The organism is Pantoea sp. PNA 14-12 (assembly GCF_004364735.1).
GTDB lineage: Bacteria > Pseudomonadota > Gammaproteobacteria > Enterobacterales > Enterobacteriaceae > Pantoea > Pantoea stewartii.
This window is the reverse complement of record NZ_SOAJ01000006.1, coordinates 157,455-171,990: the sequence shown is the minus strand read 5'-3', so window position 1 is coordinate 171,990 and position 14,536 is coordinate 157,455. Positions and strand designations below refer to the sequence as shown.

Here is a 14,536-nt window from a genome sequence, read left to right as displayed (position 1 = left end):
TTGTTATTACCAAATCAGAATAACTTTCTGGGAATATTTAAATTTAAAGGCGAAACTATGTTTCGCCTTAATTATTAACGTCTAATTAGAAGCGATATTGCAATCCTGCTGTAACCGTATAATTGTGGTTTGCTATGCCTGCTGCGTCACCATCAATATTCCCGGACTGGCCACTTACGTTATCAAAAATTTGTGTGCCACCTTTACCTTCTTCGTATTTACTGTAAGTAAATTCAGCGAAGACTTTTGCGTTAGGTGTAACGTAATAACCGGCATCAACAGATGCACCGTAGTAGCGTGAACTGGATGTTTTTTCGCGAAAGGTTAACTGGCGCACATAGTGCTCGTCATTATCGTGAGCATTCACCCAGTCGCTGAATTTAAGTAAAGCACCAAATTCGAAATCATTGATGCGATAGCGTCCTGTCAATCCTACATATGGCATTGAAAAACGCTGACTGTAACCGATACCTGTTTGATCTCTGGGGAAATCTCCTACCAGCGTACCATTGTCGTAATTGAAAGAACCGCCAATTGCAGTCCAGCTGAATCGGGTTTCCTGATAGCCTGCTACAGCGCCTACTCGGTAGTTATCTCCCTGCAGGAACCAGCCTTTCAGATTGAGATCGTATTCATTTGCGTAGTTCATACGCGTATAAGGATGCGAGGAATGATCGGTCCAGTTACCTTGATTGCTATCCTGCCAGTCATAATCATCCAGATGGCCGGAACCACTGGCCAGAGAAGTCCACCCACGCGCGTTAAGCGTCAGAAATGGGTAGGCATCCCATGAAATGTCACCTTTCAGAATGGCAACGTTTTTTATCTTCCAGTCAAGCTGACTGATTTTCCGTCCAGTATCAGGGTCGTAAACAAGTTCTCCTGATTTACCGCCCAGCATACCTGTTGAAGCAGATACACTGAAACTATCAGCTGATAAATCGGGTGTATAAGATGTTTTCTCAGCATGAACACTTGCTGAAGCCCCTGCCATCATCATCATTACAAAAATGCTTTTTTTCATTTTTATCATCCTGTTTTTTGTTAAGGAACTCCTAAGAGCAGGGCCAGAATAAAATAGAGTGGCGTTGTTAAACAAGTTAAACAATTATGAAATTTAAAAATCCTAAAAAAATTGTAAGTATTACCCTGGAGGCTGGAGTATGTTGTTACGAATAAGTCGTGTATCGTGTGATTCTTCTGGATTAATAAATTTTTCCAATATTTAACTGGCACTAAAGTTTTAATACTCAGAGCCGATACTTTATGCGCCACTGGCGAAATCCGTCGCCAGTATTATGTGACCCCCGTTTGGGGCTCAGTCAACATAAGGAGCAACTGCATGGATATTCAGCAACTCACAACGCTGTCTGCAGGGTTAGATCAATGGCAGGCACGTGGTGAAGCCAATGCGACGCTGTTAAAGAAAACCCTGAACCAACAGGCAGATACCATCACTACACTGGTGGAAGGCGTTACTGCCCTTCCCGCGAACCCGGCTGTAGGGCGGAATATTAATACCACCGCCTGATTATTCTGCTCCAGGTTCCCCGGGCGGATCATGTCGTACCGCCCGCTTTATTCCCTTTCCCCGTCGGCTGACTTTCCCTTCATCCCTTCGCTGCAATTTTTTCCAATACCTGAGCTGAGTAAAAGAATGAAATAAGGTATCACTCACGTTCAGGCAGGGAACTCAATGATGCCGCTTCAGTTTACGCTTCGCTCTCCGGAATGGGCTCTTTTTACAGAATTTACAGGCACATATCAGGTGGCGCAGCGCGAGGTTCTTTCGTGCAGGAGTGCAATGCGATGATGTCCTTTTCAACGGGGTTTTTCTTAAGTCTGTCACTGTGTCTGGATATCGGCATTGCCAACATCGCTATGATTACGCTGGCAATGCAGCGGGGGTATTTTCAGGGATTTTCGCTGGGCATCGGCACCTGTATAGGCGATCTTTTTTATGCCGTGCTGGCGCTGGCGGGCATGGCGGTGTTGCTGCAATTCGAGATAGTGCGATGGATAATCTGGGCGGGTGGAGGGCTTCTGCTGACAGGGTTCACCGTTAAAATGCTGATGGCTGCCTTCAGTACAGTTAACGATATCGACACATCACAGGTGACTGTCAGGCTGTCGCTGTTCCGTGAGTTCCGTCGCGGAATTGTACTGGCCCTGTCCTCACCCACCGCCATTCTGTGGTTTGCGACGGTGGGTGGCGCGCTCATTTCCCGTTTCGGGGAGCAAAACCTTACCGGAACCACGCTATTTCTGAGCGGTTTTTTTCTGGCCGGGGTGATATGGACGGGTGTGCTCTGTCTGGTTGGCAGCGTGGGCGGCAGGCTATTAGGACAAAAGTTGTTGAGATATTCCTACATGCTTTCTGCCCTTATCTTTGCCTGTTTTGCTTTTTACGTCATCGTTTCAGGTTATAAAGAATTTTTGCTTTCCTGAACCTACTTGTGAAGCATAGTGTTTGGGCGTGGTGCCCATTACTTTGCGAAACGCATTGATAAAATGGCTTTGATCGTAAAATCCCAGGCGATGCGCGGCGTCCAGAGGATGCTGATTCTGTCGCAGAAGCGCCCGCGCTGCACACAGGCGAAGCTGCATGTGATACTGCAAAGGTGGAAGCCCGGTATAAGCAGTAAAACGCCTCACCAGCGCGTATTTGCTTATTCCCGCTACCTGCACCAATGCATTCAGCGTAAGCTTCATGTTCACATGCTGGCGCATAAAAGCAATGATGCGGTCCAGGTCTTTATCGACCACGGCATCTCGCGTGACTTTCTCAGAGAACAGTTCTGCGCACAACAGCAAAAGTGCCTGCTCTTCCTCTTCGCTGTCATGGTGTTGTGTCAGTTGGGCATAGCGACATATAGCGTTAAATAACCCCTGATGCGTGAAAACGCCTTCAGCTAAAACGGGTGCCTCACGGTGACTGCTGAGATTTTGGCTGAGATTGAATGTTTTTAATAGCGTCTGCGGAATATGGATGCTGAGGAATTCAGCGCCGTGCTGATCGAAACGTGAAGACTGGATGCTGGCCGGATTATACAGAGTGATCTGGCCCGCATTGACCTGCAGTGTCTGGCCATTAAGTGTGATTTCCTCAATGCCCGACAGGTTGGCGCTAAGCACATATTCATCGTGCGTGTGTTTTGGAAAGGTTGCGTTATGCGCTTTAACGCGCGAGCACTCCATACCATTGCGACTAAACCAGTCCAGAGCGTACAGCGCCATTAAAGCTCTCCTCCACAAAATATCAGCGCGCAGATGGCGCTGATAAAGCCTCTCAGCAGACTATATCACCCCGATGAAAAGACGCACATTAACGCGTAATATTCCAGTCGCTTTTGCCACAGGAAAAAACAGGTAGTTAAAGAAAAGAGCGGAGGAGGGCGAAAAGGCATGATTTTTTAGGATTACTGGCAAATTTTAGTGCGCTTTGTTTACCTGGAAAGCCGAAAGCCGAAAGCCGAAAGCCGAAAGCCGAAAGCCGAAAGCCGTGACAAACAAACCCATCCGCTCTCTGGAATCTAAGCCATGGGTCAACACGTAAGAAACCAACAGGGGAAAAGGGCGCGCTACGTACTAACGTGCGCAAGCAGCAATAAAGCATTATCCTGTTTGTCGTCTGGCAGCAGTCATCCAGATGTGTGTGCTTAAAAGCGCACAAGCTTCGCAGTTAACCACTCTTAGTGCGCAGATAAGATCTGCCAGACAGGTGAGATATCCTTAATCCCTGGCATAGCAAAACGTGAAATATAGCTGCAGATCGCGCTGATCCTCTGCTTTTCCTGCCTCAGTCACCCTTACCAAAAACGTTATATGTCAATTCCGCAACGTCGGCATGAGGTTTTAGCTATCAGCGTGATAGATAGCATGATCACAATTGCGGCACTTATTGTTAACTTTGTATTAATAACTATGGTTATCATTACTCCCATCGAAAGCACACTGCTTTCCCGCTTACATGATAAGGAACCGGATTATGAAAACCATGAAAACACTTTCCCTTGCTGCCGTTGCTGCGCTTTCACTGATGTCAGCCTCTGCTTTTGCGCAAACTGTCACCGCAACGGGTTCAACCCTTGATGGTACCGAAGCGAAAATTGCAGCCCAGGCTGAACAGCAGGGTGCGCAGTACAGAATCATCGAAGCCAACACGAACGACCGTGTCCACATGACCGCCGAGCTGTATAAATAACCGCGTCGTATTGAAAGATGCGCAAAGAGCTGCCTGATGGCAGCTTTTTTTTGGTCGCTGCAGAGCGTGAAAAGGACGGTTTATGTCGACAGTGACGTAAACCTGGTGTGCAAATAATTTTCCACTTAATGTCAGGCATTACGTTTTAACGCGGCCAAAAATAAAGGGCGCTGTATTCATCCTTTAATTAACGTTATTAGCCCGGTCACAATCTGTTGCCTGTTTATTCTCCATTGTCTCAAGCCTGCTCTTTCTTCTGCCGATAAACTCTCCAGACCACTCAACATGGCAGTATAAAAATGACAATTCTAAAAAAATTATTTTCCCTTTTCTCAAAACACCAGCATAAACACGCCGCCGATTCGCTCAAAGCACTGAATGATGCCATTCCGATCATCGAGTTTACGCCAGAAGGCACGATCCTTCGGGCAAATGATCTTTTTCTCAACAAGATGGGCTATGAGATAAAAGAAATCGTGGGGCGTCATCACAGCATGTTTTGCTCGCCCTCGCTGGTCAACTCAGCCGAGTATCGCCAGTTCTGGCTACGGCTGGCCAGCGGCAAGAGCTTCAGCGGTAAATACCTGCGTTTAGGCAAAGATAATCATCCCGTCTGGCTGGAAGCCAGCTATGTGCCAGTAAAAGATCGGCAGGGTCGGGTCATTAAGGTCATCAAGCTGGCGGCTGATATTTCCGAGCGTATCAGCGAAGCGCAGCAGCAGGATGCCATGGTACAGGCGATCAGCCGCTCAATGGCCGTCATTGCATTTAATAAGGCCGGGGAAGTACTGGAGGTGAATGAAAACTTCCTGAAAGCGACCGGCTACAAAGCCGATGAGATCCTCGGGCGGCATCACCGTATGTTTTGCTCTGAGGAACTGCGTAACAGCCAGGAATATCAGCAGTTCTGGCAACGCCTGAACCAGGGCGAATTTTTTTCCGGCCAGTATCCGCGCCTTAACCGCCAGGGTAAAACCATCTGGCTGCGTGCAACCTATAACCCGGTTTTTGATACCGAAGGCCGGTTATATAAGATCGTGAAATTCGCGACGGATGTGACGGAGCAGGTGTTGCAAAACCAGCAGGAAAACGAAGCCGCTCAGCACGCATGGAAGATGGCGCAACAGACACGTGAAAGCTCGGTAACGGGTGCCGATGTCATCGAAGACAGCGTCAGAACGATGGCGGAAATCGCCAATGAGATGAACAGCGTTTCGGCGGATGTCTTTGGCCTGAACGGCCAGTCTGACCGGATTGCCGATATGGTGCATTCCATTCGCAATATCGCCGAGCAGACGCGCTTTATTGCGCTGAATGCAGCCATTGAGGCTGCCCGCGCCGGCACGTCTGGGCGCAGTTTTGCCATCGTAGCCGCCGAGGTACGCACGCTGGCGGCACGTATTAACGAAGCGACAGAAGAAATAGGACGCGTGGTGTCCAGTAATAATCAGCTGGCGAAAAAGGTGCTGGAAGACATCGAAAATAACCTGAAAAACACGGCGCGTGGAGTCAATCTTATGCGTCAGGCGGGTGAGGTAATCGCCAGTATTCAGAGCAATTCTGAGCGCGTCGAGGAAGCGGTCAGAAACGTTTCCCGTTCATCCACGCCACATCCTGTCTGAGTATTTTTTCCGGTCGCCTGCCTTTACGGGTGACCGGTTTCCCCGCTTAACACCCGCCGTTTCGCGCATATTTCACTTTGTTTGCTGTTAAGCGATAAGGCACTATGGTTCCAGCCTTTTCAACATCACGGGAATGTCTGTCGCCATGCCGGTTAATTTCGATCTTAACGATCTGTACGCGTTTCGCGCCCTGGTCGAATATGGCAATTTCCGCATTGCAGCGGAGTCCATTTGCCTGTCCCAGTCGGCCCTGAGCCGCAGGATTGAAAAGCTGGAAACGGCACTGGGGATTAAGCTGTTCGACAGAACCACGCGCCGGGTTACGCTTACGCTTTATGGTCAGACATTTGCCGCACGTTCGGAGCAGCTGCTCGCTAATTTTGAAGAGGTTATGGCCGATATCAGTAAAGTCAGCCAGGATCGGACCGGACTGGTGACGGTGGCGACGGTGCCCTCTGCGGCCTACTATTTTATGCCGGATGTCATTCGCCGCTTTCAGGCCCGCTATCCTCGCGTACGCGTCAAAATCATTGATAGCAGCGCAGGCAACGTGATCGAGGCGGTAACCAGTGGTCAGGCAGATTTTGGCATTTGCTTCTCCGGCAATCCACCGCCTGGCACCGAATTTTTACCCCTGGTTGAGGATGTTTATGTTGTCGCCTGCCGACACGACCATCCGCTTGCCAGCCGTAAAGGGCTGACATGGCAGGAATTTTATCAGCAGGATTATGTGGGGCTGGATAAGACGTCGGGTAATCGCAACCTGCTGGATTCTGCCCTGGGTCATGTTGTTCCGGCGCGTCCCAGTATCTGTGAAACCCGACATGTGACCACGATGCTCGGTATGGTTGAAGCGGGAATCGGCATTGCTGCCGTGCCCGCCATGTCGATGCCGTCATCCGGCCATTCGGTGCTGGTGCAGTTACCCCTCACCGATCCGGTGGTGAAACGTACTGTAGGGCTGCTCAGACGCAGCGGACGTATTCAGTCGTATATTGCAGCAGAACTGGAAAAGCTCATTACTGAACAGTATCACGCTGCGTAACAGGCTGCTGCGTTTTCACCGAGTGCAAACCGGTTGCGTGAACGACAGCCTGCGCCTGAGCTGAGGCCAGGAAATCAAGTAGCGCTTTACCTGCTTCCGGATGCGCGGCTTTCGCCGGGACAGCGCCCGCGAAGCGGGTAATGTACTGGACATCGTCAGGCAACTCGCCAACAAAAGTCACGCCCTTGACGGGCAGCAGTTCGCTGACCTGCTGCAGTCCCAGTGCATAGTGGCCTTTTGCCACTTCCGAGGCGACAGGAATACGTTCGACCTGATGTGCTTTGTCTTTGACTTTGTCTTCAATGCCTAACTTCTTAAACAACTCGCTGCTGACATACTGACCGCTGGCGCTATCGGAATACGCAATAGACTTCGCGCTCAGTAAGGTTTGACGTAATTCGTCATCCGTCTTAATTGCGGGCTTAGCGTCGCCTTGCTTCACGACAATACCAATCGGCGAGTCAGCCAGCTCCACGCGTGAGCCGGGTTTTATCCACTTGTCTTTTTCCAGCTGAGTCAGCGCATTGCCTACCATAATGACCGCATCGGCCTTTTCACCACGTGCCAGGCGGTTAGGGATTGCCTGCGGGGTTTTACCCATTGAAGGGCCGGATACCAGGATAATTTTGTCACCGCTTTGGGCTTCAAACTGAGGCGTGAGTTTCTCCAGGGCGGCTTTAAAGCCACCAGAGATCATCACGGTCACGTCCTTTGCCAGTACCGTCGTGCTGACGGTTGAAAGCACGAGGGTGGCAAGGAGTGATCGGTATAGTCGTTTCATAATGGAGTCCCTGACTTAATGTTTAACGGCGGGTTGTAAATTGACAGCGCTGCGGCGGTAAAGATACAGCGTCGCCAGTAGGGCACAGACGGCAGCAAAGCTCATCCAGTAACCGGGTGACGCTTTATCGCCGGTGTACTCTATCAATGCGGTTGAAATCACCGGGGTAAATCCGCCAAAGACAGCCGTTGCGAGGCTGTAAGCGAGTGAAAAGCCCGCCACCCGAACTTCGGTTGGCATAATCTCGGTCAGGGCAGGAATCATCGCACCGTTATACAGGCCGTAGATAAATGACAGCCACAGCAGTACGGTCAGCATCATCGTAAAACTCGGTGCTTCGGCCAGCAGCGTCAGGGCCGGATAAGCCGTTGCCAGGGCCAGCAACGTCATGGCAATCAGAACCGGCTTACGTCCAAAGCGGTCCGACAGGGCACCCCCGACCGGCAGCCAGAGGAAATTGGAAATGGCCACCAGCAGCGTAACCAGCAGGCTGTCAGACGCACTGAGCATCAGCACCTTCTTGCCGAAGGTGGGGGCATAAACGGTAATCAGATAGAACGCTGTTGTGGTCATCGCCACCATCAACATGCCCGCAACCACCACCTGCCAGTTAGCTAACAGGGTTTTAAAGACCTCGCGCATCGCCAGATGCTTACGGCGAGCATTAAATTCCTGCGTTTCTTCCAGCTTACGACGCAGAAAGAAAATGAAAGGCACAATCAGGCAGCCAAACAGGAACGGAATACGCCAGCCCCATTCACGAATCGCGCTCTCTTCCAGGGCGGCATTCAGGGCAAAGCCCATGGCAGCGGCAACCATAATGGCGACCTGCTGGCTGCCCGACTGCCAACTGGTATAGAAGCCTTTACGGCCTGGCGTAGCGATTTCGGCCAGGTAAACCGACACGCCGCCCAGTTCGGCACCGGCAGAGAAGCCCTGCAACAGGCGACCGATAAGTACCAGCATCGGAGCCCAAAGGCCAATGCTCTGATAAGACGGAATTAATACGATCAGAAAGGTGCCCGTAGCCATAATGGACAGGGTTACGATCAATCCTTTGCGTCTGCCGACTTTATCAATATAAGCGCCCAGCACCACGGCGCCGATCGGGCGCATCAGGAAACCTGCGCCGAAGACGGCAAAGGTCATCATCAGTGAGGCAAACTCACTGCTCGCCGGAAAGAAAGTATGCGCGATGTAGGTGGCATAAAAACCAAACAGAAAGAAGTCAAACTGTTCCAGAAAGTTGCCCGAGGTAACGCGCAAGATGGCGCCGATTCTGGCGCGAGTGGTCATAGGTGAAGTCGAGGAATGCATCGGTATCTCCAGTTTATCATTGACGCTTTTTGCTGCGCCTGTTGCTGAAGACTGGATCAGGAAAATAAAGTAAATAAGCGCAATAAACTCATCGACTGATGCGCTATGCGCATTAATGGCCGTTAACAATTACATTGGGCTATGTGCAACAAGGCTTTAACAAGTTTGCCGGGCGGGTGGACGTTTAACCAGCCCGAAAAACCGAATGCGCGTTTTGTGACAGGGTTCATATGGGTATTTAAAGGAAAAGGGGTAGCGTAAAGCCTTTGTCAGGTTCTATCAGGCGACGCGCGCGTTCGCCCCGTCGCGAGTGAAATCATTCCAGACAGGAGGCGGGTTAGCGGCCGGGCTGAAAAAGCTCGACGAGCATCTTCTCGTTATCATGAATGAAAGCGAAACGATCACCATCGCCGTTGGGTACGGCACGGGGCGGGGAAACGATCTCGACACCTTTTGCCTGCAGTTCCGCAACCGCCTCATCGAGATCGTCGACCTGAAGCGCGAAATGGTTGATACCGCCGATTTTCAGATTGGTTTCTGCGCGTTGCCGCTGTGGATCCATCGGGGTGGCCTGCGCATGTTGAAACAGTTCCACTTTCACATTGCCCCGCGCAATAAAAACAACCTGTACGCCCGGCCAGCCATAATCATACAGACGCGTAAATCCCAGCATCTGGCTATACCAGGCTTCACTGGCTTCAATATCCTGAACCACAATACCGATGTGATGAAATGTATTACCGATTGCCGACATGGTGCTTTTCCTTATCAGGTCGCTGAGGTGAATGTCGCGTTAACACGGCAAGGCGGTGTAGCGCGCCCTTCGTACAGCTTACCACCCAATCGGGCATACGGCAGAAATGCCCGAGGGGCGAGGGTTGCTTATCGTTGCAGGTAAATCCGTACACCGCCTCACACTGGCCGTAGATGACCCGTGTATCGTCTTAAAACCAGGCTTCCCACATCGCACCCAGATTGAAGTCGTCCAGAATATCGTTTTCCCGGCCATTCACGCGTGCGGTGCGCGCATCATCGACCTTGCCGCCCGTCACATAGAAGCGCAGCATGGGACGGAACTCCGGGCCCATCGCGATAGCGATATTCTGCGACAGCGTCAGCTTCCAGCCGTTGTTGCTACCGCCTTCATCATAGTTGACCCGTTGATAACCGGCTTCGAGCCAGGTGGAGTGCACGTCATTCCAGAAATACATCGGGCGCACAATGGCAGCGTAGTTTTTCCGGTTGTCGCTTTTCAGTCGACTGTTGTCATAATCGTGATAGGCCAGCAGATACTCCACCTGCGCCTGCTGAGTAAACAGGTGCTTACCTTCAAAGCTGGTGTAAAGCGTGCTGAGGCCATGGGTTTTGCTGTAAACGCTGTTATCCGCATTGTCTGAGTAGCGTGCAATCACTTTATTGACGCCATGATCGGTGGTGTGGCTTACGACAAACGCACCCTGCCAGGCGTTGAGGCGATCCTCGCTTTCCACGGCCTTAGAGTCGAAACCGTAATTGGCATACATCTCCAGATCCAGCGGCCCCAGTTTCATGCCGTGGATTTTAGATGTGGCGGCATAGTTTCCTTTATCGCCGGTGCCCGATCCGCCCGTACAGGTAATGCGTGACGGATTGGATTCATCGCTAAGCACTTCAGGATTACAGGATTCCACCGCCGCGACGGCAGCAAGGTCAAATTTTATCCCGCCTACGTCAAAGTCTTTTACGCCCGCGCCCTGACCATCGTGGTTCATCCAGAAATAGTCATTGATGTTCTGTTGCGGGCGCTGATGAAAGTCCCGTCCGGCCCAAAGATAGGCATTGGGATTCGAGGCCAGCACGTTGGTCACGCCAGCGTAAGCTTTTTTCAGGTTCACTTCATCGCCCCAGTGATCGATCATCACGTTCACGTCCCAGATGGCACCGTTCGTGCTTTTAAACGCTTTAGAGAGCTGGAATTCGCCGCCGTTACCTTCGTTCCCCAGGCGACCAATACCGGAGGCGCCGTTGTAAGAGCCATCAACATTGACATACTTTTGGTCACCACTTTGGTAATGCGCGCCATAACGGGCGTAGCCGCTAAACTTCACGCCAAAAGGAATGGCCATATCCGGTGACTGTGCAGGACTCTGCGGTTCTGTTATCACATCCGTTTTTTTCGCGACGGCGGCATCCATCTTAGCCTGACGCTCTGCTAAAGCTTTATCGACTGCTTTGGCGACGATAGCGTCGATTTGTTCCTGCGTGAATTCCTGTGCGAGGCCGGCAATCGGGCACAGCGCGGCGCTCACCGCCAGAGGAAGTGAAAATGTTTTTATCATGTTCATGGTTATCTCGTTTACACCTCATCCTTCGGGTTAACACGAATTAACCCGAAAGACGCGTGCTGTTGTTTTCAGATAATAACCCGCCCGTTTCGGCTTATTGACTGTCACCAAAACAAGTTGATTTGTAGAGTATGTTTTCTTTCCAGAGGGATGTTTTTTGTCAGGCGTTCTCCTGTATTAAGCGATCAAATTACCGTTGATAGAGATGAATTATTTCTTCTGATAATTCACGGGCTAATAGCGACGTCATTAAATGATCCTGAGCATGGACCATAATTAACGTCATCGGCTGTCGGGCCTCGCCAGCATCCTGTTCAATTAACCGGGTTTGCATCTGATGGGCCTTGCGGGAATAGTCGTCGGCCTCTTTGAGGCGCGCATGGGCCTCCTCAAACTCGCCTTGCCGCGCCGCCTGCAGGGCTTCAAAGCACAGGCTGCGGGCGTGTCCTGAATTGACGATAATCGTCATTACAGCGTCTTCAAGTTCAATCATTATTATCGCTCTCAGTCAAAACCGTTATTTTCGGCAACGTTAGCAAACCAGTTTCCGCTCTTTTTTATCGTACGTTGTTGTGTTTCCAGATCGAGCTGCACTAAGCCATAGCGATTTTTATAGCCATTCAGCCAGGACCAGTTGTCGATAAAGGTCCACATATGGTAACCCAGACAATGACAGCCCTCGCGAATGCCTTTATGCAGCCATTTAAGATGTTCGGAAACAAATTCGATACGGTAATCATCCTGAACTTTACCGTCTTGAATAAAACGCTGTTCATTTTCGACGCCCATTCCATTTTCAGAAATAAAGCAGCGAGGGTTGCCGTAATTATCGCGCAGGTTGATCAGAATATCGTAAATACCCGGCGCATAGATTTCCCATCCGCGGTATGGGTTCATTTGTCGGCCAGGCATGTCGTAATGATCGAATAATGCCTCCGGCATAAACGGTGCGTCAGGGTTGACGGCGCTGTCCCGGCACTTCACCCGGCGCGGTTGATAATAATTGACACCCAGCAGGTCGATGATGCCGTCGGCAAGCAAGGCGCTGTCGCCAGGCAGGCAGTGTGGCAACTGGTCATGCTGTTTTAATAAGTCCAGCAGCGCAGACGGATATTCGCCCTTGAGAACCGGATCGAGAAAGCTGCGGTTAAACAGCAGATCGGCATGCTGTGCTGCGTTGACATCTGCCGGATTCGTTGAGCGCGGATAGGACGGTGTGAGATTCAGTACCACGCCTATTTCGCCATCATAGCCGCCGTTACGCCAGGCTCGTACCGCCAGGGAATGTGCCAGTACGGTATGAAAGGCCACGGTAGCGGCGCGTTTAAAATCCACCACGTTGGGATAATGAAAATCATACAGATAGCCGCCTTCAACCGGCACAATGGGCTCATTAAAAGTAAACCAGTGCTTCACTTTGTGACCGAACAGCGTGAAACAGCGCTGCGCGTAGCGGCCAAACGCCTGCACCACTTCGCGGTTTTCCCAGCCCCCTTTCTCCTGCAGGGCCAGCGGCATATCGAAATGAAACAGTGTGATAAACGGCGTAATCCCCTGCGCCAGTAATTCATCAATGACCCGGTGATAGAAATCGACGGCCTCGGGATTGATCTCATCCGCTCCGTCCGGCATGAGCCGCGCCCAGCTCAGCGAGGTGCGAAAGCTGTTGTGCTTTAACGCTTTTAGCAGCGCGATATCCTGCCGCCAGTGTTGATAAAAGCCGGAGGTATCGGCCGGGCCAATACCGTGATGGAAACGATGCGGCTGGTGTGCGAACCAGTGATCCCAGGTGGTGGCGCTTTTACCGCCCTGAAGGCTACAGCCTTCGGTTTGCAACGCCGAGCTGGCGCTGCCCCACCAGAAATTGTCGGGAAAACGGTAGTGCATGTGACTGACTCCTTAAGCCTGGGGATGACCGTGCACGGTATTGCCTGCGGGCACGGTATCCTGAATTTTTTTCTCTTCTGCTTTGATCAGGCTGCGTTCGTAAGCGCGCAGAAAAGGTAAGTACATCAGTGCCGACATCACCATGCAGATCAGGCACATGACCAGTGGACTGAGCGCCCAGTTGGCCGCCCAGGAAGCACCAATCGGCGCGGGCGTCGTCCAGGGCGTCAGCGAAACGACCTGCGCAACCCAGCCCAGCTTTGTGGCGGTATAAGCCAGAACGGCATTAATCATCGGGACGCAGACGAAGGGAATAAACAGCAGGGGATTCATGATGATGGGCGCACCAAATAAGATCGGCTCATTGATATTAAAGAAGCTGGGAACCACGCCCATTTTGCCGATGGTACGCAGATGCAGCACCCGGCTGCGCAGCAGTAAAAAGGCCAGCGGCAAAGTGGAACCGACGCCGCCGATAAGCAGATAGTGATCCCAAAAGCCCTGCAGATAGACATGGGGCAGCGCCGCACCGGCTGCCAGAGCGGCCTGATTGGCGGAGAGATTAGCCATCCAGAAGGGATTCATGATGCCGGTGACGATGAGTGCGCCATGAATACCGGCGAACCAAAAAATCTGGCACAGCAGCACCGAAAGCAAGATGGCTGGCAGGGAATCCGAGGCGGATACCAGCGGTTCCAGCAGATGCATAATCGCCTGAGGAATAATCATGCCCGTTTTGGCTTCAATAAACAGATTAAGCGGATGCAGGGTGCCAATGATCACCAATACCGGAATTAAAATCTCAAAAGAACGGGCGACGCCAGTGGGGACTTCTTTGGGCAGGCGAATCGTGACGTTATGCTGTTTGAGCCAGGCATAAACACGGGTGGCATAAATCGCGGTAATCAGGGCCGTAAAAATTCCCTGACCGGACAGGTACTGCGTAGAGATCTTTTCATCAGCATAGGGCGCTGCCACCAGTAAAAAGGCCATAAAAGCCAGTAAACCTGACATGATGGGATCAAGGTTGAACTGTCGGCCCAGACTGGCACCGATGCCGACTGAGATAAAGAAGGTCATGACGCCCATGCTGAGATTAAACGGCAGCATCAGTTGCTGGCGATAAGTGACCGAAAAGTCGAGCCAGGCCCGGGCAAAGCTGTTGGTGGTATCCGCTGAAAAGGGCGGGAAAATAAATACCAGCATGAACGAGCCAATAATCATAAACGGCAGGGCCGCCGTAAAACCATCACGAATAGCGATAACGTACTTTTGCTGACCCAATTTTCCGGCGAGGGGCGTAATAGCCTGTTCAATCACCGTCACCATTGACTGATATAACGAACCCATAAATGA

The 14,536-nt window shown here is 51.3% G+C and carries 14 protein-coding genes; 5 read left to right on the top strand and 9 right to left on the bottom strand.

The genetic code is table 11. The features are described from left to right. Window positions 1-85: 85 nt before the first annotated feature. A complete protein-coding gene (locus tag C7434_RS19320) occupies window positions 86-1,024 on the bottom strand; it encodes an omptin family outer membrane protease (RefSeq protein WP_033737252.1) in 939 nt (312 codons plus the stop codon). 318 nt (window positions 1,025-1,342) lie between these two features. Between C7434_RS19320 and C7434_RS19315 the strand changes: the two genes are divergently transcribed. Together C7434_RS19315 and C7434_RS19310 are read left to right on the top strand one after the other, a co-directional pair. After that, complete coding sequence (locus C7434_RS19315; protein ID WP_006121221.1) at window positions 1,343-1,531, top strand: YjfB family protein; 189 nt, start codon at window positions 1,343-1,345, stop codon at window positions 1,529-1,531. A gap of 278 nt (window positions 1,532-1,809) precedes the next feature. Continuing rightward, window positions 1,810-2,448, top strand: a complete 639-nt coding sequence (locus C7434_RS19310) for a LysE family transporter (RefSeq protein ID WP_033737253.1) — start codon at window positions 1,810-1,812, stop codon at window positions 2,446-2,448. Here the strand turns inward: C7434_RS19310 and C7434_RS19305 are convergent. Next, on the bottom strand, window positions 2,419-3,237 hold the full coding sequence (locus C7434_RS19305; protein ID WP_033737254.1) for an AraC family transcriptional regulator: 819 nt from the start codon (window positions 3,235-3,237) through the stop codon (window positions 2,419-2,421). The genes C7434_RS19310 and C7434_RS19305 overlap by 30 nt on opposite strands. Before the next feature lie 751 nt (window positions 3,238-3,988). On the opposite strand from C7434_RS19305, the gene C7434_RS19300 reads away from it, so the two are divergent. The 3 genes from C7434_RS19300 to C7434_RS19290 all read left to right on the top strand — a co-directional run bounded on the left by C7434_RS19300 (window position 3,989) and on the right by C7434_RS19290 (window position 6,871). Continuing rightward, window positions 3,989-4,204, top strand: coding sequence for a YdgH/BhsA/McbA-like domain containing protein (locus C7434_RS19300; protein ID WP_033737256.1), 216 nt, complete (start codon window positions 3,989-3,991; stop codon window positions 4,202-4,204). A 299-nt stretch (window positions 4,205-4,503) separates the two neighbouring features. Continuing rightward, entirely contained in the window at window positions 4,504-5,826 is a 1,323-nt protein-coding gene (locus tag C7434_RS19295; RefSeq protein WP_033737258.1) for a PAS domain-containing methyl-accepting chemotaxis protein, read from the top strand. 145 nt (window positions 5,827-5,971) lie between these two features. Next, complete coding sequence (locus C7434_RS19290) at window positions 5,972-6,871, top strand: LysR family transcriptional regulator (RefSeq protein ID WP_033737398.1); 900 nt, start codon at window positions 5,972-5,974, stop codon at window positions 6,869-6,871. On the opposite strand, the gene C7434_RS19285 is transcribed toward C7434_RS19290, so the two are convergent. The 7 genes from C7434_RS19285 to C7434_RS19255 form a co-directional block, all read right to left on the bottom strand. Next, window positions 6,846-7,652, bottom strand: a complete 807-nt coding sequence (locus C7434_RS19285; RefSeq protein WP_033737261.1) for a substrate-binding domain-containing protein — start codon at window positions 7,650-7,652, stop codon at window positions 6,846-6,848. The two genes, C7434_RS19290 and C7434_RS19285, sit on opposite strands and share 26 nt — an antisense overlap. A 15-nt stretch (window positions 7,653-7,667) precedes the next feature. Then, on the bottom strand, window positions 7,668-8,969 hold the full coding sequence (locus tag C7434_RS19280; protein ID WP_033737399.1) for an MFS transporter: 1,302 nt from the start codon (window positions 8,967-8,969) through the stop codon (window positions 7,668-7,670). A gap of 337 nt (window positions 8,970-9,306) precedes the next feature. Then, entirely contained in the window at window positions 9,307-9,723 is a 417-nt protein-coding gene (locus tag C7434_RS19275; RefSeq protein ID WP_033737262.1) for a VOC family protein, read from the bottom strand. Window positions 9,724-9,913: 190 nt separating this feature from the next. Beyond that, a complete protein-coding gene (locus C7434_RS19270) occupies window positions 9,914-11,293 on the bottom strand; it encodes a carbohydrate porin (protein ID WP_033737263.1) in 1,380 nt (459 codons plus the stop codon). Between the two features lie 190 nt (window positions 11,294-11,483). Further along, window positions 11,484-11,786: a PTS lactose/cellobiose transporter subunit IIA gene (locus C7434_RS19265; protein WP_033737266.1), complete on the bottom strand. Its 303-nt coding sequence runs from the start codon at window positions 11,784-11,786 to the stop codon at window positions 11,484-11,486. 11 nt (window positions 11,787-11,797) lie between these two features. After that, window positions 11,798-13,180 (bottom strand): glycoside hydrolase family 1 protein, encoded by a 1,383-nt coding sequence (locus C7434_RS19260; RefSeq protein ID WP_033737268.1) that lies wholly within the window; start codon window positions 13,178-13,180, stop codon window positions 11,798-11,800. A 12-nt stretch (window positions 13,181-13,192) separates the two neighbouring features. Next, window positions 13,193-14,530, bottom strand: a complete 1,338-nt coding sequence (locus C7434_RS19255; protein ID WP_033737270.1) for a PTS sugar transporter subunit IIC — start codon at window positions 14,528-14,530, stop codon at window positions 13,193-13,195. Between the last annotated feature and the right edge of the window lie 6 nt (window positions 14,531-14,536).